19 protein-coding genes and 1 riboswitch are annotated in these 22,485 nt (G+C 47.1%); of the genes, 4 read left to right on the top strand and 15 right to left on the bottom strand.

Annotated features, from left to right (window positions below):
- The 7 genes from ACXX53_RS16825 to ACXX53_RS16795 form a co-directional block, all read right to left on the bottom strand.
- The coding region (locus ACXX53_RS16825) for a MucBP domain-containing protein (protein ID WP_458569819.1) at positions 1–2,421 on the bottom strand (2,421 nt) is incomplete at its 3' end.
- Between the two features lie 124 nt (positions 2,422–2,545).
- Positions 2,546–2,635, bottom strand: a riboswitch (cyclic di-GMP riboswitch).
- A 393-nt stretch (positions 2,636–3,028) separates the two neighbouring features.
- Complete coding sequence (locus tag ACXX53_RS16820; protein WP_458569818.1) at positions 3,029–4,123, bottom strand: Gfo/Idh/MocA family protein; 1,095 nt, start codon at positions 4,121–4,123, stop codon at positions 3,029–3,031.
- Between the two features lie 2 nt (positions 4,124–4,125).
- A complete protein-coding gene (locus ACXX53_RS16815) occupies positions 4,126–4,977 on the bottom strand; it encodes a sugar phosphate isomerase/epimerase family protein (protein ID WP_458569817.1) in 852 nt (283 codons plus the stop codon).
- 48 nt (positions 4,978–5,025) lie between these two features.
- A complete protein-coding gene (locus tag ACXX53_RS16810; protein ID WP_458569816.1) occupies positions 5,026–5,793 on the bottom strand; it encodes an SDR family oxidoreductase in 768 nt (255 codons plus the stop codon).
- A gap of 49 nt (positions 5,794–5,842) precedes the next feature.
- Positions 5,843–7,015: a Gfo/Idh/MocA family protein gene (locus tag ACXX53_RS16805; protein ID WP_458569815.1), complete on the bottom strand. Its 1,173-nt coding sequence runs from the start codon at positions 7,013–7,015 to the stop codon at positions 5,843–5,845.
- Between the two features lie 214 nt (positions 7,016–7,229).
- Positions 7,230–8,051, bottom strand: a complete 822-nt coding sequence (locus ACXX53_RS16800) for an AraC family transcriptional regulator (protein WP_458569814.1) — start codon at positions 8,049–8,051, stop codon at positions 7,230–7,232.
- A gap of 53 nt (positions 8,052–8,104) precedes the next feature.
- Complete coding sequence (locus tag ACXX53_RS16795) at positions 8,105–9,238, bottom strand: M20/M25/M40 family metallo-hydrolase (RefSeq protein ID WP_458569813.1); 1,134 nt, start codon at positions 9,236–9,238, stop codon at positions 8,105–8,107.
- A gap of 80 nt (positions 9,239–9,318) precedes the next feature.
- Between ACXX53_RS16795 and prli42 the strand changes: the two genes are divergently transcribed.
- Positions 9,319–9,423 carry a stressosome-associated protein Prli42 gene (prli42, locus tag ACXX53_RS16790; protein WP_458569812.1) on the top strand — a complete coding sequence of 35 codons (105 nt, stop codon included), beginning with the start codon at positions 9,319–9,321 and terminating at the stop codon, positions 9,421–9,423.
- Between the two features lie 73 nt (positions 9,424–9,496).
- Here prli42 and lipB read toward each other — a convergent pair whose 3' ends face one another.
- The 5 genes from lipB to lpdA all read right to left on the bottom strand — a co-directional run bounded on the left by lipB (position 9,497) and on the right by lpdA (position 15,379).
- Positions 9,497–10,237, bottom strand: a complete 741-nt coding sequence (gene lipB, locus ACXX53_RS16785; protein WP_458569811.1) for a lipoyl(octanoyl) transferase LipB — start codon at positions 10,235–10,237, stop codon at positions 9,497–9,499.
- A 46-nt stretch (positions 10,238–10,283) separates the two neighbouring features.
- Positions 10,284–11,672, bottom strand: coding sequence for a dihydrolipoamide acetyltransferase family protein (locus ACXX53_RS16780; protein WP_458569810.1), 1,389 nt, complete (start codon positions 11,670–11,672; stop codon positions 10,284–10,286).
- Between the two features lie 120 nt (positions 11,673–11,792).
- On the bottom strand, positions 11,793–12,779 hold the full coding sequence (locus tag ACXX53_RS16775; RefSeq protein WP_458569809.1) for an alpha-ketoacid dehydrogenase subunit beta: 987 nt from the start codon (positions 12,777–12,779) through the stop codon (positions 11,793–11,795).
- A gap of 3 nt (positions 12,780–12,782) precedes the next feature.
- Positions 12,783–13,802, bottom strand: a complete 1,020-nt coding sequence (locus ACXX53_RS16770) for a thiamine pyrophosphate-dependent dehydrogenase E1 component subunit alpha (protein WP_458569808.1) — start codon at positions 13,800–13,802, stop codon at positions 12,783–12,785.
- 155 nt (positions 13,803–13,957) lie between these two features.
- Positions 13,958–15,379, bottom strand: coding sequence for a dihydrolipoyl dehydrogenase (lpdA, locus tag ACXX53_RS16765; RefSeq protein WP_458569807.1), 1,422 nt, complete (start codon positions 15,377–15,379; stop codon positions 13,958–13,960).
- Positions 15,380–15,699: 320 nt separating this feature from the next.
- Here lpdA and ACXX53_RS16760 point away from each other — a divergent pair, with 320 nt between their 5' ends.
- Both ACXX53_RS16760 and ACXX53_RS16755 read left to right on the top strand, forming a co-directional pair.
- On the top strand, positions 15,700–16,476 hold the full coding sequence (locus ACXX53_RS16760; protein ID WP_458569806.1) for a hypothetical protein: 777 nt from the start codon (positions 15,700–15,702) through the stop codon (positions 16,474–16,476).
- A gap of 118 nt (positions 16,477–16,594) precedes the next feature.
- Positions 16,595–16,954: a DUF2627 domain-containing protein gene (locus tag ACXX53_RS16755; protein ID WP_458569805.1), complete on the top strand. Its 360-nt coding sequence runs from the start codon at positions 16,595–16,597 to the stop codon at positions 16,952–16,954.
- A gap of 686 nt (positions 16,955–17,640) precedes the next feature.
- Here ACXX53_RS16755 and ACXX53_RS16750 read toward each other — a convergent pair.
- Both ACXX53_RS16750 and ACXX53_RS16745 read right to left on the bottom strand, forming a co-directional pair.
- Complete coding sequence (locus tag ACXX53_RS16750; RefSeq protein ID WP_458569804.1) at positions 17,641–18,132, bottom strand: hypothetical protein; 492 nt, start codon at positions 18,130–18,132, stop codon at positions 17,641–17,643.
- A 93-nt stretch (positions 18,133–18,225) separates the two neighbouring features.
- Positions 18,226–19,731: a VanZ family protein gene (locus tag ACXX53_RS16745; protein ID WP_458569803.1), complete on the bottom strand. Its 1,506-nt coding sequence runs from the start codon at positions 19,729–19,731 to the stop codon at positions 18,226–18,228.
- A 309-nt stretch (positions 19,732–20,040) separates the two neighbouring features.
- On the opposite strand from ACXX53_RS16745, the gene ACXX53_RS16740 reads away from it, so the two are divergent.
- Positions 20,041–20,502, top strand: coding sequence for a hypothetical protein (locus ACXX53_RS16740; protein ID WP_458569802.1), 462 nt, complete (start codon positions 20,041–20,043; stop codon positions 20,500–20,502).
- A gap of 95 nt (positions 20,503–20,597) precedes the next feature.
- On the opposite strand, the gene ACXX53_RS16735 is transcribed toward ACXX53_RS16740, so the two are convergent.
- Positions 20,598–22,466, bottom strand: a complete 1,869-nt coding sequence (locus ACXX53_RS16735; RefSeq protein WP_458569801.1) for a glycoside hydrolase family 13 protein — start codon at positions 22,464–22,466, stop codon at positions 20,598–20,600.
- Positions 22,467–22,485: the final 19 nt, after the last annotated feature.

The following is a 22,485-nucleotide window of genomic DNA, read 5'->3' as shown; positions in this document are numbered from 1 at the left end:
TTCTTTCGCCGTGTAGTAGAAGATATGCTCTTGGTTCGATTCCGCTGTGAACGTATAGTTCACTTCAGTTGGAGCTACCTTCGTATAGCCATCAATGTCTATCGCTTCCAGCTTCACTGTTTCGCCTGTCTTACCTGACTTACTCGTAGCTGGATTCAACTCCGTTTTCGTTCCTTCCAGCATGTACTTCACTGCTACACTTTGTTCTTTCGCCGTGTAGTAGAAGATATGCTCTTGGTTCGATTCCGCTGTGAACGTATAGTTCACTTCAGTTGGAGCTACCTTCGTATAGCCATCAATGTCTATCGCTTCCAGTTTCACTGTTTCGCCTGTCTTACCATCTTTGCTCGTAGATGGCTTCAACTCGGTCGTCGTTCCGTCCAGCATATACTTTACCGTAACTATTTGCGGATTCGCCGTATAGTAGAATGTAACCTCCTGATCAGGCTTATTCGTAAATGTATACGGATGAGTTACATCCACTGCTGTATATCCCGGAATGTTTGCAGCATTCAAGGTGACCTGCTGACCAGTCTTACCCGCTACACTTGTCGGCTTGATCAGCTCAGTAGTGGTACCTTGCAGCATGTGCTTGACCTTGACCGATTGATCTTTACCCACATACTTGAACGTAATGTGAATGTCATTGCCCGGCATCTTGCCTGTTACTTGGCCACCATTGATCGTCAAAGCGTGGTTACCAGTAATCACTACTTCTGAGAAGTCATAACCTTCAAACGTCTCATTACTGTAAATCAGCTGAACACCTTGACCCTTCGGCTCAGTCACAGCTGCCTTCAGTACTGTATCGCCTGCTTTGTGATCGACGGTCACATTGTATACCCCTTCTGTATATCCAAAATATACAGTCGGAGAAGGATTGGCCATCGTCAGAGCAACACTTTTAGGGTTATCCCCAACTATTAACGTGTGACCTGGAACTTGATCAGCCGGTACAGAATAGGTCTGACCGATAGTCAGAGCATCTGTGCCTCCATTTACGAATTTATGCTCGTATAATTTCGCAGCTAGATCTGGTCTATCAATTGGCACTGGATTTCCCGCTTCATTGATCGGGACCCCATCTGCGTTGACTTTATATCCCCAGACCTTAATTGAACCTTTGCCGTAGCTTACCTCAGGAACAACAAAATCTTTAGAGATAGGTTTATCATTAACATTGTTGTAAGTTAAAGTTGTTGTTTTGTTTGTCGGATAGAGAACATCGGGATCTGGTTTAGGCACATGGTTCTGATCCATGACTACCTTGTAAGTTAATGTCGCCGGGTATTTCTCAGAGATATCTCCAATATCCCAAGATAAGGTTTCGGTAACAGGATCATAGGTTACCTTACCTTGGCTAACTGTATAAACTGAACTATCGAATGTATTACCATTCAGCTTCAGGTTAAACATCTCACCCATTGGATCAATAACCTTTGCACCAGAGGCAGCAAAAGCAATTCTACCGGCAAGCTCCGAATAAATGGACTCGAGATCAGAACTACTACCTGAGTAATAGCCTTTATTTTGACTATTTTTCAGTACATAGACAGCATCCGCATCATTTCCTACACTAAGACCTACTGAATATATGCCAATCTTGGAATCTATGATAGCCTTAGCTTCTGAGATCGTGCCTATACCGTGATCTTTGATACGGTAATCCCCAATTTTATAACCTGGATACCAAGTAGGATTCCACCAAGGTCCTCCTTCGTAATAACCCGTATTAATCTCGAAATCTTTGCCATCGCCTAAGCGACTGGTAAAGTCCTTCAATGCAAAGTTATACCGATTCTCTGGCCAGGTATACGCTGTTGCTGTTGTAGCTTGATAGCTGTACGTTGGTCTACCGTCACTCAATAAGACGATAACTTTATTCTTTGCAGAGCTTGAACTTAATAAAGAATTTGCTTGTCTAAGCCCTGACTGAATATTGGTTCCTCCGTCAGCAGAGATACCATCAATAGCTTTTTTCAAGCTTTGTTTATCGGTATTAGAGGTGCCTTTAAAGTTAGATTCAATGCTAGCAGTATCGCTAAAGCTCACAACTGCAATTCGTGTGAGTGAACCCTCTTTGAGCAGCTCATCCACGAACTTTTTAGCAGCATTTTTAGCATCGGTCATCCTTTTCTCTTTCTTTTCATCTTTCATACTTCCAGACTTATCGATGACCAATACAACATCCGAAGATTGCTTGATATCCTTGCCTTCCACCTTCAAGGTAACCAACCATTCCCCAGGTGTACCTGTTGGGGTGGCTGTCTTCGACAGATTGGTGGCTCCAGGATTAGGCCATATAAGCCCGTCACCTTGTGATGCATTCGCAAAAGCATTCGAGCTGGTACCAGGCATGAGTCCTAGAATAATGGACACGATGCTCAGCCAATTAATCGCGATCCTTAATCGCTTCTTCATTGACTTACCTCCTTCATAAATAATTTATGTAAACCTCCAACTAAACCCCATCAATCCACGGCTGGTTTAGCTGAGAAAAATAAAATAGTCCGGCTACATAACGCATCATGCTCAGCATAATGCTATATGCAGCCGGACTATCATCAGCCTTTTTCTGGCCCTAAGACTCCAAGCTTTGCGACCTAACCTTTCGATTAGTGTGCCTTATGAAATTGTCAAGGAACGTGGTCGCAAAACTAAATGTCATATGATTACTCCGTCTTACAGATTAAATCATATTCATAATGATTCGTGTTGTCAATTCATGTTAATCGATAATAAAAATGTATATTCCGTTCTAAAAATGTCACTTGATAATAGAAATATATGATTTTTGTCGAATACACATTTTTTTTCAGTGCAAAAAACCGAGAAGAGTGCCATCTTCACTCAACTCGGTCCTTAAATGTTCACAAATTAATTTTATGCAAATTGCTGGTAAACGCTTTCCACTTCCATTCGCGATATCATTCTACATTTTTCTTGTTTAATAATATTCGTTCTGTGGACTACTTTGACAAAACCTAACGTCACACTTAGCACTTATTCGATTCAGTACCCAGAATGATCACTTGGTTCTTAATCTCGTTGGTGTTAGATTAATAGCCTGAGCTTGTGCTTCCAAGCATAGCTGCGCGGCTTTAAAGGCATGCGCTTGCGTCATAGCGTGCTCGGTCCGATTCAAGCAATCGAGAATGAGCTCCCCGAAGAATGGACATCCTACCTTGCCGGCTACATGCTCATAATGCTCACCTTCACCATTTACCCAGTACACGTGATCAGCTGTATTCGAACGTCCTACGTCCGTATACTTACGCATTTCGATATACCCTTCTGTTCCTAGGATGATGGTGCGTCCATCACCCCAAGTCCCTAAGCCATCAGGCGTAAACCAATCCACTCGAAAATAATGGTTTGCCCCATTATCCCCAACCAGCGCAGCATCACCGAAATCCTCTAATTCCGGATACGCTTCGTTATTGTAGTTCGCAACCTTGCTGTGCAGTACAGTCGCGTCTTGGCATCCTGCATAAAACAGAAATTGCTCAATCTGATGGCTGCCAATGTCGCATAGAATGCCGCCGTATTTCTCGCGTTGAAAGAACCATTCCGGTCGACTAGATGCGTTCAAGCGATGCGGTCCTGTCCCCATCACCTGAATGACACGACCGATAGCGCCCTGCTGAATTAATTGTCCAGCGTATACAGCGCTCTCGACATGAAGCCGTTCACTATAATAAACCATATATTTTTGCTTGGTCAGCTCAACTTGCTTTCTTGCAGCAGCTAATTGCTCAAGGGAGGTGAAGGGTGTCTTATCCGTAAAATAATCCTTACCATGCGCCATCACTCGAAGACCCAATTCACAACGTTCAGAAGGAACTGCTGCTGCCGCTACCAAACGAATGTCCGGATCTTCTAGAATCTCAGAAGCATCACGCGCGACACGAACTCCAGGATATACGTTAACGAAGGCGTCCACCTTTGCCGGATCGGGATCGTATACCCATTTTAAAGTTGCTCCGGCTTCGATTAACCCATTGCACATCCCATACACATGCCCATGATCGAGAGCCATCGCTGCAATCTGGAATTCGCCGGGTTTAACCACTTCCTTCGCTTCATGGCGCGGCGCATATCGCATACCGTCAGATCGATTCATGATTATTCCTCCGCTGCTGTTGTTAGATCTGATATCCATTTCACATAAACATTCATCATTTCGCGTGAAGAATACGTTCCGCTGAAATCCTCACAACCGCAATAGCCGTCGTATCCGACCGCTATCAAGTCCGACATTACCTGCTGCCAATCCACAAGCCCCCGTTGAAGCGGAGACCAAGTGAATGAAGCGTTCTCGCGTTTATCATAAGGGATCACATCCGCATTCTTGACATGAACATGTGACAAATACGGGCCAAGCAGTTCTAAGCCCATGCGATAATTCTCATAACCTTCAAACACCATATTTCCAGGATCAAATAGAACACCGAATATGGACTCATCGAATGCAGACACGATCCGATGCGCGGCGCTTGCGCTTGCCGCTATCGTCCCATGGTGCGTTTCGATCAAGCCTTTTACACCGTACTCCTGCAACATCGGTGCCAATTGCTCCATATATTGAAGCTGCTCAGCCAATAGCTCAGCATAAGGACGGCTGCGATCATAACGATGTGCCGCGATCCGCATACTTGGAGCACCAAGCGCCGCTGCTGTTTCCACTGCTTCTCGTGCAGTCACCAGATTGCCCACTTGAAGATATGCCATTAAGCCTGCCGACTCAATTCCATTCGCTTTGCACAGAGAGCGTATCTCAGATAACCGAGCTGCTGACACACCAGGTTCAATGGTTGCAAGATTATTGCCCCAGAAGGATGAAGGCTGCTGACGAGCTGATTCTGCTGTAGAGGTAAATCTCCATTCTAAGCCGTTCAACCCTGCTTCTGCCGCTGCCGGAATTAGTTCATCAATCGTAAGATCAGGTACAGCAACTGTAAATAAGGACCATTTCACAGTAATACACCACCTTTATACAATTTAGATCAATCAACGGTTCCCATGTTAGATCGTCATTGCACCGAATCCGCCATCTACACGGATTAACGTCCCAGTCACAAAGCTCGATGCCGCTTCAGACGCAAGCCATACTGCCGCACCCTGCAATTCTTTCGGCGAGCCGAATCTTTGCATAGGTGTGTGCCGCATGATAGCTTCAACTCGTTCAGGAGCTAGAATAGCCCGATTCTGTTCCGCTGGGAAAAAGCCAGGGATGATCGCATTCACCCGTACGCCGCTTGGCGCAAACTCTTTAGCAAGAAACTTGGTCATATTGTTAATAACTGCTTTGGATGCAGAGTACGTAAATACTTTGGATAATGGCGGATCTGAAGATACCGAAGAGATAAAGATGATGGATCCTCCTCGTCCGCTCTCCGTCATCGTCTTGCCGAATAATTGCGCTGTACGGAAGGCGCTCTTGGCATTCACATTCATAATGTGATCCCATTCCTCTGACGTGATGTCGAAGAACGGAGTCGCGCTATTGACACCAGGTAAATGCAAGAGAACGTCAATATGGTCCGCCCACATCATAAGCTCAGCGTGCAAGCGCTGCAGGTCGCCATCATGGGTTACATCTGCATAGAATGCCGCAGCATCCGCCCCCTGTTCGCTCAACTGCCGCACAACCGCAGACGTTTTCTCCTCGTTACGGCCAACGATTGCAAGTCTCGCTCCATGAGCAGCGAGTCCTTCGGCAATTGCTTGACCTAACGTGCTTCCTCCACCTAGCAAGACGGCGTTCTTCCCACGCAAATCAAATAAATTCATGGTTCGTCCCAACCTTCTTTCTTCACGGTCGATATCCCTCAACTAACCCTTACCGTCCAAACGTTAGTGACATATCGGCAGGGGCTGTATTCTGGATTCCCTTAATCTTCTTCTGTGACTGTTCGCGCCGAGCTTGCAGCTCGGAGAGGAATAGCTCTTCATCAAGCGGAAGCTCGACCCAGTTATCGGTCCAAGTGGACAGATGCATCGCATTGGAAAGAGTCAGCCCGTGTATACCTTCATTTCCAGGCGCAATAAGTTCCGTACCATGTAATATCGCATCTACGAAATTGTTCATAATGCCGTCATGAGCAGTAGTGACTCCGTGTACCGGAATCTCGCACTTCCAGCACTCGGGCTCACCGAAACCACCTGTATAGGTACGATTGAACTCCGGCTCCGAGACTCTAAGCCGCCAGAACGTCATCTTATCATCTTCAATGACGATCTTGCCTCGATCGCCAGTAACCTCAAATCGGTTCGTTCCAGGCGCTTCACCAGTGGTCGTAATAAATACGCCGGTTGCTCCATTTTCATATTCCACATAAGCCGTTACATCATCTTCAACCTCAATATCCCGGTAATGCCCGAAACGGCAGAACGCCCGCACTCGAGTCGGCATCATACCGATCGTCCACTGCCACAGGTCCAATTGATGCGGATCTTGGTTCAGCAGCACACCCCCGCCTTCCCCATCCCAGGTTGCCCGCCACGTTCCAGAATCGTAGTAGCTCTGAGAGCGATACCAGTTCGTAATGATCCAGTTTGTGCGTCGAATCTCGCCAAGCTCACCGCTTGCGATCATTTCCTTCAGCTTCTTGTAGATCGGATTCGTTCGTTGATTGTACATAATCGCGAACACTAATCCGGATTCAGCAGCCGCTTCATTCATCTCGCGCACTTGCTTTGTATATACTCCAGCAGGCTTCTCCACTAATACATGCAAGCCTTGCTTGATAGCCTGAACTGCGAGCGCAGGATGATCATAATGCGGAGTAGCAATAATGATCGCATCCACCTGTCCCGAAGCGATTAATGCGTCTGGATGATGATAGAACGGAATATCGGATCCTAATTTCTCCAGCGCCCATTGTTGCCGATCAGGATTGATATCACAGACCGCCCCCAGCACAGCGCCCTTAATATTACCTTTTACAATGGATAACGCGTGTGAACTTCCCATATTGCCTATGCCAATGATGCCAATGCGAACCGATTGCATTCGATCGCCTCCTCTTGTCGTTCATTGAATTAACGATAACACGAGTGTTTCGCATGCGCTTACATATGAATTGCTTAAACATGCCTTCATTTAACTCTAATTGGTATGATGAACCCTGTTAGATAGCAAGAATACAAAAGGGACTCCCCACTGACATGAACATCACTAGTGGAAGAGTCCCTTCTATCATTCTTCAGTTGTACAGACCGGATTCTTAACGATACTTCTTGCGATACTCATCAGGCGAGCAGCCTACAGTCTGCTTAAATATACGAGAAAAATGCGGCAAATGCTTATACCCGACCTCAAGCGACACATCCGTGATCGGGAGATGAGGATCTGACACAAACAGCACTTTAGCTTGATTAACACGACGATGGTTCAGATATTGAAATAACGTTAAGCCTGTAATGTCCTTGAACAGCTTGCTGACATAATGCTTATTCAAATGAACCTCTCGAGCGATGTCATCCAGCGTTAAATCCTCCGCATATCGTTTCTCGATCACACGGAATATATCTTCGACATGCTTCTCCCGCTCCGCATGGTTCTCGCTTGCGGATAACGGCTCCGCAAACCAATCATATATACAATACAGCAGATCAAGCAGGGCCAGCTTCATACGCTGACGCCCTACATAGTCACCCCTACGCTCATATTCGTACATTCGCTCGAAGATACTGTCCGCTTCCTGCTGACGGACTTTATCCAGACGTACGCGCGCGTACCTTAACTCGCGAAACGGTCGAAGAAGCTCTGTTCGATGCTCTTCATTTTCAACAGGATCAATACGGTTAACGTAGCGCGAGTCAAAATGAACGATCGACCTGACATATGGCTCGTTCTTATCTACAATTGCGCGATGCAGAGTCAGTCCATGCATGATGATAAGGTCTCCCGGCTCTAGAGCAAAGATTCGATCACCAATCAGATAGTTGACCTTGCCGGCATGAAACAGATAGATCTCATAACTAGTATGGGAATGAAATGCCTCTTCCAAGAGCGGATGGCTTGCACGAAACTGCAAATCAAGCATGTTAGAGTGATGAACGAATGTCAAACCAACTCTCCCCCCTTGGATTGGCCGGATTAAATTCCTTTTGCCGTCTCGCGAATGATAGCCAAGACAATCTCAGCTGTCTTCACCAAATTATCAGAGTGAATGCGCTCTTGTGTTGTATGAATGTTCTCATACCCGACAGCCAGATTGACAGTTGGCACACCCATGCCGTTGAATATGTTCGCATCACTTCCTCCACCAGAATGGAATGTGCTGGCCGTCATGCCTATGCTGGAAATAGCGCGTGAAGCCAATTGCACGACTTCATCTTCATCTTCGAATTTAAAAGCAGGGTACTTGATAACACTTTCAAACTTAGCAGTCGCTCCAAATTCATGCGCAGCAGATTCTAGCGCTTCCTTCATCGATGCAATCTGACGTTCAACCTTCTCTTGAACAATGCTGCGCGCTTCTGCATCAAGCTTTACATAGTCTGTAACGATGTTTGTCGCACCGCCGCCTTCAAAGCGTCCGATATTGGCTGTCGTTTCATGATCAATACGTCCCAGTTTCATTCGGGCTATCGCTTTGCCTGCAACTTGAATCGCGCTGATTCCGTCTTCCGGATTCACGCCAGCATGAGCTGATTTGCCGATAATCTCCATCTTGATCTTAGCTTGCGTAGGTGCGGCTACAGCAATCGAACCAACATTCCCGGATGAATCAAGTGCAAAGCCCATGTCCGCATTCAAATAAGAGGCATCCATAGCAAGCGCACCATTTAATCCAGACTCTTCACCAACCGTGATGATAAATTGAATCTGACCATGCGGCATGTTCGTCTCTTGAATGACGCGAATGGCCTCAAACATAGCTGCCAGTCCAGCTTTATCGTCAGATCCAAGAATCGTGGTGCCGTCACTTGTGATCAATCCGTCTGGATGAAGCTGAGGCTTGACACCCTTGCCAGGTGTAACGGTATCCATATGAGAAGTAAAGAATAATCTCTTCGAATTCGCCTGATCAGCGGTTGCCGGCCAAGTGATGATCAGGTTCCCTGCGCCATGACCCGTTTTAGCAGTTGTATCGTCTTCAACAACCTCCAAGCCGAGCTCTGTGAATTGCTTCTTCAACACATCGCATATCTCACGCTCAAACTTTGTTTCACTGTCTATTTGTACCAATTCCATAAAATGTTGGACAAGACGTTCCTTCTGTACCATGTCGACTTTCCTCCAAACGTTTTTTTCGTTAAAATAGAACATATCATGCTTGTCTGACTTAGAAAGGAGCCTAGTGTGCAATGAATAATAAGAAATGGTTCCGCATCATTGTCTGGGTGATGCTTCTCTCCATGATTATGTCCACCTTGTTTGTTCTCTTACAACCGATATTATTCGGTCTATAATCGCAAGACCTTCTATGTAACCTTGCAGATGCAGAATAACGAATGAAGCCATGCTCACCGCATGGCTTGTTTGCTATTCGAGTGCTTCGTCCAACGGCTTAACAGCCGCAGTATCGAATCCGAACACCTCTGTAAAAAATGGGAGCAGATCTCTGCCTACCTGTTCGACTTCAAACGTCTTGCCGGTAGCATCCTCTAACGAGGTGACTCCATACTGCTCTATGCCGCATGGGATGATTCCAGTAAATCCTTCGTGCTGAATTCCGCTCTTAATATTAAATGCAAAGCCGTGACTCGTTACGAAGCCGCGGCCTTTCCGGCGTTTGTTGAACTTCACACCGATGGCTGCCACCTTCAGCTCGCCGATCCATACGCCGGTATATTCCGCTTTGCGAGATCCGGTTATGCCTAATGAGGCCAAATAGCGGATTAATACTTCCTCCAAATTGCGTAAATAACCGTGTAGATCCAACTGCGGGCCGTCAAGCTTCACGATCGGATACCCGACTAACTGACCTGGGCCATGATACGTAATATCACCACCGCGGTCGATTTCATACACTTTAATGCCGCGTTCCTCCAGCTGCTCCGGCGAGAGCAAGAGGTGCTCTGGATGCCGCTGCGATCCTATCGTGTAGGTCGGCGGGTGTTCCAGCAGCAACAAGGTGGTCTGCCGTGTTTCCTCATCAATTGCTCGAACAAACTGCTTCTGAAGATCCCATGCTTCCTTGTAATCTTTCGAGCCCAACATATGAACGGTCAATGAATGACTTATCACTGCCGTCTCTGTGTTCACTTGCACTTCATTCATCATCACACATTCTTTCCTAGTTGCATCTATTCACTATACTAGCATGCCACTAATAAAGCTTACTTTCAAGATTAAAGCTCTCCAAATTCTCTTTTACGCGTTGCAAAAATCTTCCGCAGATGACACCGTCTAGTATACGGTGATCAAGCGATAGACAGATATTGGCCATCGAGCGAACAGCGATCATATCATGAATCACAACCGGCTTCTTCACGATGGATTCGAACGTCATCATGGCAGCTTGAGGATAGTTAATAATCGGATAGGACAGAATCGAACCGAATGAACCCGTGTTGTTCACGGTAAATGTACCGCCTTGCATTTCGTCGATCTTCAACTTTCGTTCGCGCACTTTGCGTGCAAGATCCTCAATCTCGAAGGCAAGTCCTGCAACGTTTTTCTGATCGGCATTTTTAATGACAGGCGTAAGTACGGAATCCTCTGTGCCCACCGCTAGAGAGATATTAATATCACGCTTCACGATGATCTTATCCACAGCCCAAACGGAGTTCATGATCGGATAATCCTTAATCGCGTTAACGACTGCCTTTAGCACGAAGGCAAGGTACGTTAAGTTAACGCCTTCCTTGCGCTTGAACTCATCCTTGAGCTTGCTGCGCAGCAGAACGAGGTTTGTAACATCGACTTCTATCATCGTCCAGCCATGAGGAATCTCGGTTACGCTTTGACGCATCTTAGTCGCAATCGTATTGCGAATCGGCGTAACGTCAATAAGGGTTTCACCTCGACCATATAGTCCCTCGCCCTGCACCTCGATCTTCGGCACCCGAGGCGTCTCGCTTAAGTGAAGTCCGGAATTGCGAACCGGAACGTGCTTGGTCTCCTCTTCAGCAAGCGAGATCAATGTACGCGCAGCCTCAGAAGGCGGATTATACTGCATGGTTGATGGAGCTGCCGAGCGTTCTGCGGCAGATGGAGAAACTTGCTGAGGCGCGGATTGATTCTTTTCGATAAAGTCGCGAACGTCCTTCCGCGTGATACGTCCGCCAAGTCCTGTGCCCGTAACTTCGTTCAAGTTCACTTGATGCTCCTGTGCGAGACGCTGTACTGCAGGTGAATAACGATCACGCATCGCATTGTCTTGTGGCGCCGCACTGCCACCATGCGCTGGTTGAGCCGCAATTCCTGTTGGAGTTGCTCCCGTTGGTGCACTGTTCAGCTCAACTTCGCTGCCGATTCGGCAGATCACTGCGCCTACTGCTACAGTCTCGCCTTCCTTCGCGATCAACTCTAGCATCACACCTGATTCTGTCGAAGGAAGTTCAGCTACTACCTTCTCTGTAATGACCTCACAGATCGGTTCATAGGCATCGACGTAGTCGCCCGGCTGCTTTAGCCATTTGCCGATCGTAGCATTCACGAGAGACTCCGCTAGCTGCGGCATCACCACATCATTAGATCTTGTATTTGTTGACATCGATTCATCACTCCTATCGCATACATACGGTACGATAACTTCCGCTACCGCACCGTCATCATGCTTAGTTATTCTCTTTGCGTTGCTGCTCGCAACATGATGTAGTCTGTATGCGGTGAGCTAGAATAGAGCAAGCTGACGCATAGCTTCCTTCACTTTATCTTTGTTCAGCATGAACTCTCGTTCCATTGGCGGACTGATCGGCATAGCCGGTACATCCGGACCGCACAGGCGCATAATCGGCGCATCTAATTCAAATAACAATTCTTCTGCTATGATGGCTGATACCTCAGCGCCTACACCGCCTGTTTTGTTGTCTTCATGGATGATCAGAACTTTGCCTGTCTTGGCCGCTGCTTGCAGAATGCCTTCCCGATCAAGCGGTTGAATCGTGCGCAGGTCCAGAATGTGCGCGCTGATCCCTTCTTGGGCAAGCTCTTCCGCCGCCTGCAGTGCAAAGTGAAGCGGCAGGCTGTAGCCGATAACCGTGATGTCGTCGCCTTCACGCAGCACATTGCCTTTGCCGATTGGCACGATGTAGTCTGTGTCCGTCGGCACTTCGCCATTTATCATGCGATAGCACTTCTTATGCTCGAAGAACAGAACCGGGTCTGGGTCACGCACGGCTGCCTTCAGCAGCCCTTTCGCATCCGCAGCTGTAAATGGTGCGACGATCTTCAATCCAGGCGTGCCGAAGAATACAGACTCCGGACACTGTGAATGATATAGTCCGCCGAAGATGCCGCCGCCGATTGGCGCGCGAATGACGAGCGGGCAGCTCCAGTCGTTATTGGAACGATAGCGAATCTTTGCAGCTTCACTCATGATCTGGTTTACCGCCGGCAGCATAAAGTCTGAATACTGCATCTCGGCGATCGGCTTCATTCCTACGAGAGCCGCTCCGATCGCCACTCCAGCGATAGCGGATTCAGCAAGCGGCGTATCGATCGCGCGCTCTTCGCCGAACTGCTCATACAGACCTTTCGTGGTTGTGAATACGCCGCCTTTGACGCCAACGTCCTCACCAAGAACGAATACTTCGTCGTCTCGTTCCATTTCTTCCTTCATCGCCAAGCGAATGGCATCTATATATTCCATGACCGCCATAATCTATTGCCCCTCCTCTGCAAATACATGCTTATAGGTATCTTCCGGCAACGGATAAGGCGCTTCTTCAGCGTACTTGGTCGCTTCATTGATATGCTGCTGAAGTTCCTTATGAAGCGCGGCATCCTGTTCTTCCGACCACAAGCCGCAATCGATAAGATACTGCCGATAGCGAGGAAGTCCGTCCTTCTTGCGGTGCTCCTCAACTTCTTCCTTCGTTCGGTACAGCAAATCGTTATCCGAAGTAGAATGAGGCGGAATCCGATACATGAACGCTTCTATCAACGTCGGACCTTCACCCGCAACTGCACGAGCGCGAGCTTCCTTCATCACGCGATACACTTCCAGCGGGTCTGTGCCATCGACACGAATGCCCGGGAAGCCGTACCCTGCGGCACGATCTGCGATGCGTCCGGCCGACTGCTTCTCGAAAGGCACAGATATCGCGTACTGGTTATTCTCGCACATGATAATGACCGGCAGCTTGTGTACGCCTGCGAAGTTGCATCCCTCATGGAAGTCCCCTTGATTGCTGGAGCCTTCGCCAAATGTTACGAAGGATACGATATCCTGCTTGCGCATCTTGGCCGCGAGAGCGATGCCCACTGCATGCGGCACCTGCGTTGTAACCGGACTAGAGCTCGTCACGATCCGGTGACGCTTCGCGCCAAAGTGCGCCGGCATCTGCCGTCCTCCGCTGCTAATATCCTCCGCCTTGGCGAAAGAGGAGAGCAGCAGATCCTTCACGGTCAAGCCGACAGAGAGGACGAAGCCGTAATCGCGATAATACGGCAGAAAGTAGTCGCGTTCGCGGTCGAGCGCGAATGCGGCGGCTACCTGAGCGGTCTCTTGACCGATACCCGATATGTGAAATGTAATCTTGCCTGAGCGCTGCAGGACGATTCCTCGTTCATCAAACTTGCGGGCAAGCAGCATCATGCGGTACATTTCCACTGCCTGCTCATTGGACAAGCCAAGCTGTTCATGCTTCGTCTTCTGACGGAGCGAGATTTCTGGTGTCATGGAGTGATCCTCCTTTTATTAGAGCCGATTGAATATAACTGTAGGCTAGCCTTAATACCTGGTACTAAGACTTGCTCTAACAACTATTATACTCTTAACCCAGCAAAAAATAAAACGCATTAAATCATTCCATTTGCTCACGATATGAAACTAGGCTACATCACTAGCGATTTGCCTTCTACAGCAAGCATTGCTTCGCTCATCGCTTCAGATAATGAAGGGTGCGCATGGACAACATGTCCCAGCTCCCATTGCGATGCTTCCAGCAATTTAGCCAGAGATGCCTCACCTATTAATTCGGTCGCATGCGGACCGATTATATGGACGCCGAGCACGTCTGATGTGTCTTCATCCGCAACCACTTTGACGAAGCCGTCAGTGTCCCCCTGAACCATTGCTTTCCCGATCGCCTTGAATGAAATCTTGCCGATCTGAACATTCAACCCCTGTTCACGCGCTTGCTCCTCCGTTAAGCCGATGGATGCCGCTTCAGGACGTGAATAGATCGCTTTCGGTATATGAAGCGGCGATAACGCGATGCCTTGCTCGCCTGTTATATGCTTGACCGCTGCAATCCCTTCCGCTGATGCCGCATGCGCAAGCTGCAAACCGCCGATGCAGTCGCCGATCGCGTAGATATGCGGTTCATTCGTCTGCATATGCTCGTTAACGACTATAACGCCTTTATCCACGCGCACATTTGTATTGTCCAAACCAATATCTTCAACGTTAGCAACACGGCCAACCGAGACCAATACCCGATCTACCGATAACGTGATTGGTTCCTGTTTGCCTTTAAGCAATAGCTGCACAGCGTGCTCATCCTTCTTCACACCGTCCTGCTCTACGACCGTATTCGTATGGATGCGTACCCCTCGCTTCTTCATCACACGCTCCATCTCGCGCGACACGTCCTTGTCTTCCGTTGGAAGGACGCGAGGACCCGCTTCGATCACATTCACCTCAACGCCGAAGTCGGCGAGCATCGACGCCCATTCCATGCCGATAACGCCGCCGCCGATGATCGCGACACTGCTCGGCAGCGTCTGCCATGCCAGCGCATGGTCGCTTGTCGCGATGCGATCTCCGTCAGGCTCAAGTCCAGGCAGCACTCGCGGTCTGGAGCCTGTCGCGATGATCAGATGCTTTGGCACAACTGTCACAGCCTCGTCATCTGGCAGCTCAACGGCAACTGAACCGCTCTGCGGTGAGAAGATGGACGGCCCCATCACACGGCCGGTCCCGTTTATAACTTCGATGTTATGCTTTTTCATTAAATATTGAACACCACGATGCAGCTGCTCCACAATGTCCTGCTTTCGTGCTTGAACTCGCTCAAAGTCCACCCGCACGCCTTCAATATGTATACCGAATCGATCGCTTTCCTTCGCCTGCGCGACGATTTCCGCACTGCGCAGCAGCGCTTTGCTAGGAATACAGCCTCGATGCAAGCAGGTTCCACCTAGCTTGTCCTTTTCAATGATTGCTACTTGTAATCCAGCTTGCGCTGCAACGATAGCCGCGATATATCCGCCAGTACCGCCGCCTAAGATCGCGACATCCACTTGCTTTGTCATAAGGTACAACACTCCCCCAAATTATATTTCTCTTATTGTACATGCTTTTTATATGCTTCGCCAAACACACCGTTTGAATTGAATGAGCTTAGTGCAGTGCTTGTCCAATTGAATGTTCATTGTTCATGTTGCACAGGATCAACAAATGCAAAACTCGTTTAGTTTAATATGAGCTCGCGGATTATCGGTCATTTTCCATTCAAGTAATTTACATATATTGCCGCTTGTATTAGATTAAGAATGAACATGGTTATGGATATTCCAATAATGCCGTTTATTGTACTCAACTGATAGTTCAATAACTGAAGGAGTGAAATAGGATGAGGAACCTAGCTGTAGCCATATTACTATCTATGCTACTGGTCGGCTGCAGTCAAGATAAGCCTGTGCAGACTGAATTCTTATCGTATGCAAACCAATCCGAATATATAATAAGCGAACAATACGTACGGGCTCCATTCGATGTACAGTACAGCTTTCCTGAGGCAAGCTTCCCCTTGAAACAGGAGTGGCGCGCCTTAAACATCAAGTCCGAAAGAGCCAGCAAGAGAAGCTTTTATTTTGCATATAACAGGGACGACAATAGGCTGGAACCTATCAATAAGAAGTATTACAATACGCTGACGCTCCAAGAAATCCAACAGGATCTGTACGAACTATCGTTGTATTTAATAGTCGAGGACAATGAGAAATCAACTGAGACAGATAAGAGACTAATCGGCTCATTTGAATGGTCGCGCCCCCTACCCGAGAGCTTGCACCATAGGCCGTATATATTCGTTGGAGCAGAAGGAGAATTGACCTACGAAATTGATTATGCTTCGCTTCATGGCCGTATCAAGCCCGTATTTACAACATTGCACGATGGTATGGGTTGGCAAGGAGAAATGGCCGGGGAGGTTCCGCTGTTTGGGACTTTTAGCATAAGAGCATTTCAGAATAGTGCCACCGAGATAAAGTATGAGCAATTCTGCTACTTACTGCCTGTACACAATGAAATCAAATCCTCGTATCAAGCTAGATTCAAGGACGGTGAATTACGAGTACTTCAACTGGGACGAACCCCTCTGCCATATGTAAATGTTGAAATCGACTAATCATCATTCAACATACCCTGTCAGGTAATATTAGACATGTAATCATTTACAAGTTAATATAAGAGGAAGAATATACCTTATACCGATAAAGGATGAAGCTGTTACGATGAGGTTAAAATTGGCAAAATTCATTGCAATTCTATTATTAGTTATTCCGGGACTCCTGGCTACATATGGTTTTTTTATTATTAGAGATACTGTCTTTCAATACATAGCTGATCATGGAAATGAGAGCATAGCTGATCCATCATTTGGTTGGCTGCCGTTTCTTGGAGGTCTAGTGTTATTTCTGTTCGGGATAATCTTCCTGGGAGGTTGGATCTTCTATCGTGATCGCAAACGCAATTACGTCGCGACCCGCTTCCGAAAGAAGAAGGGTCCTCGCCCGGCAAGTCTGGGACGCCCTGCTGTCCATAATCAGCCTGAGCTGAAGCCTGTTCAACACGATGCCGAATCCGGACAGACACCTTCATCATAATTTAACTACAAAAGAACCTTCAACACCGCTGCTTGGTGATTGAAGGTTCTTTTGTGTCCGGTAAATAGGAACATCATCCGTTGATTCACTTTTGCGGACACAGAAGCCGTTATTCTTGAAAAAAAGTGCATTTTGGAAGTTTGGCGGACTCAGGAGACGCTATTTAGGATAAAACTAGCGTTTTTCTGGTGATATCGCCCAAATAGCGGAACCACGGTCCGCGAGCATGGTGAAATGGCGATGTTGAACCAAAATAACGGATCGTGTGTCCGCATCCGGCTCTTCCGTCGCCTCAACTAGGAATAATGTCTCCCTCCGATAGGAACATCATCCGCTGAAACACTTTTGCGGACACAGAAGCCGTTATTCTTGAAAAAAAGAGCACATTAGGAGTTTGGCGGACTCAGGAGACGCTATTTAGCATAAAACTAGCGTTTTTCTGGTGAAATCACCAAAATAGCGGATCCAGGGTCCGCAAGTATCGCGAAATGGCGATGTTTGACCAAAATAACGGATCGTGTGTCCGCATCCGGCTCTCATATCGCCTCAACGAGCCGAAAAAATGTGCAAGGCGCTCAATTTTACCACGTAGGCTACTTATCGACTCTCTCTAATCCAACACACTGAGCCAAAAAATGCCTGGGACGTCCATAAAAGACGTCCCAGGCATACCATTAGCTGTTAGCTCAGCGTTTCTTCGATTGTCTCGGCTTAGAGAAGTTCCTGCGAAGCTTGCGGTGGCCGCGCTTCCCACGCTTTCTCTTGGACTCCCGATTGCGAAGCCCTTCTTCCTCTGCCTCAGTGTGTGGACCAATAGTAGCAGCTTCTTCAGCAGCTAACTCTGCTCCTGCTTCCGTTGGCGGGAGTACGCCCGACTCTTCCAATGCCTCAAACAAACCAATGTCTTCAGCTAACAGATCCTCATTAAATAGATCTTGCCCGAATTTAAATCTACTGAAATCACCGCTCAGTATCACCTGCACACTCTTAGAGCGGTTCACGATCACTGATTCGATCCGCAGCCATTCACAGAGCAGCGCAGCTATTACAACTACCTTCTGCACAGTCAACGGATGCTTTGGCGGACATGGCGGCTGATTAGAATTCTTATGAGCCTTGCCATCGGAACCGCCTTTGTCTCGATGCAGTCGGCCTTGATGATCCCGATGTGGACCCACAGCTAGCCCACCTTTCATGAATAGCTTTCATCTAGAGTTAACCAACTGCTATCAGTATAGTCAATTGTACCGAGATGTGTGAGTCCTGATCCTTTATTCGTCTTTCTGTGCGATCTTGCGCTTCAACCTCTCCAGCTCCCTCGTCACATCATCAGGGAGCGGCGGATTGCTTGCGCTCATCAGCATCGTGTCGTCTCTAGGTTTATCTTCTGATGGCTTCTGCTCAGGATCCGTATCCTTTAAATTGTCCATCACTTTCCGAACAGCCGCGACCTCGAGCAATTCCGTACCTCTCGGCGCATCCGCTGTAGGTTCCGCAACCTGCTCCTGCGCAGCTATTGTCTTTCCAGCAGCTTCCGGAAGCTTGGATTGCTCATCCATCTCAGAAGACTCAGATGTGTCGGTCTTCGTTTCCGAATCGTCCAGCTCACGTTTTACCGTTATAACAGTTCGCGTTCCGCTCATCCGCTCGTAGAACAGCAGCTTATCGCTGCTGAATATCCGAAGCAACAGATGAATGCCGCATGCCGCAGTCAAGATCATGAGAAGTACAAAGGACAACAATGTCCCCCACCGCGGAAGATCTCCGTACAATGCGGATATCATCAGTAGACTGAACACCCCGCCCAGCACAATATGCAGCATCCCATATCGCTTAACCAGTGCGATCCATGTTATTTCCCTCGGTTGTCCTCTACGCTTGTCTTCAATAACATGAATCCGTGTCACCATCTTACCGATCGTTCTTCCACCCGTAATGGTAGGTAAGATAATCATATAGATCAAAATGATTATGAACATACATAGTACTGAATACACCGCATTATTCAAATCCGTTGACCCGAACACAGCACCAGCCCGCTCAAACCCAAGCTTTATAGGGATCATTAACGGCATCAGCATAGCCATGCACATCATATCAATCAACAATGAGATACCGCGGCGAATGAAGCCAACTGTCATATGTTCCAATTCCACATTCTTATCCAGCTCTTCTGATCGAGGCAAGAAGTATGTAAAGATCGGCGACAACCAGAATCCAAGCATGCCCCCAAGTGTGTTAATGATCAAGTCGTCAACATCGAATAGACGATAGGGGCAGTCATATATCCCGTATAATCCGGTTAACTGCGTTACCTCAAAGAACAATGCCGTACAAGCGCTGATTATAAATGTTTGCCACACGTTGCGACGAAAATAATAGCGCATATAAATGCCCAACGGGATCGTTAAGCATATATTGAAAAATACTTGTAAGAAGGAATTCTCCTTCAGCAAGCTCAAGTACGAAGCTGGATTGTTCCAGCTGAACTGTGTTTGTCGAGCAATATCATTCACGAATTCGAACGGAGACAACTGCGCGTACGTCAACAGCGAACCCTCGCGAATACAGTTGCTTGTATCTTTAGGCAGCGGCAGGATGACCAGATAGTAAGCCGTTATACAATACAGCAGGAAGGAAAACAAGATGAATGAACGAAACTTGTTCACATAGCCATATTTACGATACTGCACGATCAGAAACGGTACGGTCAACAGAGCTGCTAGAATCGGAAACGTGAACAGCGCATATTTAATGGGCAGCACATAAGCGTCCATATCAAGTGACACCCCCTTTCAACCCTCTATTTAGTAAAATTAGTATATTACTCTCTCTTATCAGCGGTATCTAGTATATCATAGGTTGCATATGTTTCTGCCTTACAATGTTGAAACCTACATATCAATTCTGGTCACATGCTGACAATTATTCCTCTGAAGGCCGATCAAATGTCTGCAATCCCGTTTGCGATTCTCGACACGCATATCGATCAATTGTAAACTAGCTGTCGAACCTATTATTTTCAGTTCCTATGTATAACTTCAATCTCCGATGTATAGAATGATAGCAAGGAGTTGATTACATATATGGAACGTAGAGATATCTGGACCCATGAGCATGACGAATTGCTTAAAGATACGGTTCTGTACCATATCCAAAATGGCAGTACGCAATTGAAAGCTTTTAAGGCTGTGGCGGATAAGCTGCATCGCACAGCGGCTGCTTGCGGTTTCCGCTGGAATTCAGATGTAAGAAAGAAAGTGGAGCATGAGATCAGACAAGCAAAAGCAAGCCGAATCAAGAACAAGATGACATCCAAGTCAACTAGATCGATACTTCATCATGATCTCACAATTGATTCCATTGTATCTCACTTGAGTAAAGTGGAACGCATTCTCAAAGAGAAGGACCAATTGATTGAGCAGCTCAAAGGGGAAATTCAAGACTTAAAGGCCAGAAGCTCTAATGATGATTTGAATAGCTTAATCGCCATCTTGAAGCGCGCTAAAGATCTTGGAGCGTTGGACAAGTCCTCCAAAATCAGCTAAGCCTTGTTCTATATGAATAAGGGCTTTTCATATGGTGAAACAAAGGAAAAAGAACCGTCAACACGCATCATTCGTGTACTGAAGGTTCTTCTTTCTCATCTATTGTCATGCTGGGCTGGCACATTTTCAAATAATACATATCCATACTTGCCTAACATAATTCTCTCGCCTGATTGCACACAATTGTGGCTGAGGATGACATCGCCCGCAATATCGAACCATTCAACGATATCGTCATTTACGTTAAGGAGGGCTGTAAGCTCAGATCTATCATACATTCTTCTGAATCCGAACAAATAGTCTTCAGCTATCACAATTTCTATCGTACCTAGCGCTAATGCTTCATAGCTTGTTTTGATCCTTCCGAGTTCAACATAATAATAGAGCAGATTCTCATTCATGCTGTCCCATTGAAAATATCGGCGGTTAAAGGGATCTTCAAATCCCTCCATCCCTGCTTCATCTCCATAATAGATGCAAGGGCTTCCAGGCAGCATGTATTGCAAAAATGCGGCAGCCTTCTCCTTCTGAATCGCCAACTTTAGCGCTTTAGGGGATAGCTTATGCGTCGCCTTTTCATCTTTAGTCAAGTCGAACCGCTCTGTACCAACAGCCGTGAGTATGCGCATCGTGTCATGAGTAGACAGGCTGTTCATCAAGCAGTCGAGAACGGGCTTCGGATAATTTTCCGCGATCGTCATGACCGTATTTGCGAGCTCCGCTGCGCTGCTCTCCCCTTGAATAAAGGCAATAATCGCATTCTTATAAGGGTAGTTCATGACCGAGTCAAGCTCTGACTGTGTAAAGTACTTTCGCTTAATGCCGTAGCTTTCTTTGTTCGATGCATCTTCCCACACTTCACCGATAACGATAGATTCATACTTCTCATCCTTGACGATATGGTTAAGCTTCACGATAAACTCATCAGGCAGTTCATCCACAACATCCAAGCGGTAACCGTCAGCTCCTAGCCTTAGCCAATGTCGGATCACGCTATCATCACGGTTCAGCATAAAGTCCAAGTAACTGGAGTCCATTTCATTGACACAAGGCAAGGTATGAATGCCCCACCAAGATTCATAGCGTTTCGGATATTCAATAAAGTTGAACCATGACGAATATGGAGAGTTCGGATGGTGATACGCGCCATTGCCAAATACATTCTCCTTGTCGAAATAAACACTGTTGCTTCCAGTGTGTGAGAACGCGCCGTCCAATATGACCTTCATCCCGAGCTCTTGGGCAGCGTCGCATAACTCGATGAAGTCCCGCTCTGCTCCCAGCATCGGATCAACTCTCTTATAGTCCGCCGTATCGTAGCGATGGTTAGAATAGGCCATAAAGATTGGATTCAAATAGATGATCGATACACTTAGATCTTTCAGATACGGGAGCTTTGCTTGAATGCCCTTCAGGTTCCCGCCGAAGAAGTCGTTGTTCTCGATCTCGCCTTCATCATTCGACTGATATACAGGAACGTCTGTCAGCTGATCATGTACATGAAAGGGCTTCAGCTTATCGCTCAGATCGCATGAGCCCAGCTTGTTGAACCGGTCAGGGAATATTTGATACATGACTTTGCCTTTATAAGCTCGCGGTGTATCGTAATGCTTATCATAACAAGTAAGCTGCCAGCACTCACCCGAGCCAATGTTAGTTCCATTGAACCCTTGCTTGTAAACCTTGAATTCCGACCTCGTCGTCACCACTCTGAAATGATAATAGTACAAATCACAGTACTCTAACGCAAAACCGCCTGAATACCGATCCAAGCCGTGCTGCAAGGAGCTCCACACCATAGGAAATTCCTTATAATAGCCATGGTGATTCTCTACGCAGATGAATACCTCTTTCACTGCATACCTACGTGGAATGCCAATATTCATCGAACAAAGTTCATCCTGGCGAACGCAGCCGAATGGATCTTTATGCTCCAGCCGTTTGCTGTCATACATGATTGCCATTACTATCACCCGCATCTGC

Source organism: Paenibacillus marinisediminis, assembly GCF_054343325.1.
Note: the sequence above shows the minus strand (reverse complement) of the source record. Positions and strands in the feature narration are given on the sequence as shown.

Bases quoted from the DNA above. Each gene is read 5' to 3' on its own strand.
- ACXX53_RS16735 (WP_458569801.1), bottom strand. From the start codon at position 22,466: ATGGCAATCATGTATGACAGCAAACGGCTGGAGCATAAAGATCCATTC.
- ACXX53_RS16800 (WP_458569814.1), bottom strand. From the start codon at position 8,051: ATGCTTGATTTGCAGTTTCGTGCAAGCCATCCGCTCTTGGAAGAGGCA.
- lpdA (WP_458569807.1), bottom strand. From the start codon at position 15,379: ATGACAAAGCAAGTGGATGTCGCGATCTTAGGCGGCGGTACTGGCGGA.
- ACXX53_RS16805 (WP_458569815.1), bottom strand. From the start codon at position 7,015: ATGCAATCGGTTCGCATTGGCATCATTGGCATAGGCAATATGGGAAGT.
- ACXX53_RS16780 (WP_458569810.1), bottom strand. From the start codon at position 11,672: ATGTCAACAAATACAAGATCTAATGATGTGGTGATGCCGCAGCTAGCG.
- ACXX53_RS16770 (WP_458569808.1), bottom strand. From the start codon at position 13,802: ATGACACCAGAAATCTCGCTCCGTCAGAAGACGAAGCATGAACAGCTT.
- prli42 (WP_458569812.1), top strand. From the start codon at position 9,319: ATGAATAATAAGAAATGGTTCCGCATCATTGTCTGGGTGATGCTTCTC.
- ACXX53_RS16745 (WP_458569803.1), bottom strand. From the start codon at position 19,731: ATGGACGCTTATGTGCTGCCCATTAAATATGCGCTGTTCACGTTTCCG.
- ACXX53_RS16775 (WP_458569809.1), bottom strand. From the start codon at position 12,779: ATGGCGGTCATGGAATATATAGATGCCATTCGCTTGGCGATGAAGGAA.
- ACXX53_RS16795 (WP_458569813.1), bottom strand. From the start codon at position 9,238: ATGGTACAGAAGGAACGTCTTGTCCAACATTTTATGGAATTGGTACAA.
- lipB (WP_458569811.1), bottom strand. From the start codon at position 10,237: ATGATGAATGAAGTGCAAGTGAACACAGAGACGGCAGTGATAAGTCAT.
- ACXX53_RS16810 (WP_458569816.1), bottom strand. From the start codon at position 5,793: ATGAATTTATTTGATTTGCGTGGGAAGAACGCCGTCTTGCTAGGTGGA.
- ACXX53_RS16760 (WP_458569806.1), top strand. From the start codon at position 15,700: ATGAGGAACCTAGCTGTAGCCATATTACTATCTATGCTACTGGTCGGC.
- ACXX53_RS16740 (WP_458569802.1), top strand. From the start codon at position 20,041: ATGGAACGTAGAGATATCTGGACCCATGAGCATGACGAATTGCTTAAA.
- ACXX53_RS16820 (WP_458569818.1), bottom strand. From the start codon at position 4,123: ATGAATCGATCTGACGGTATGCGATATGCGCCGCGCCATGAAGCGAAG.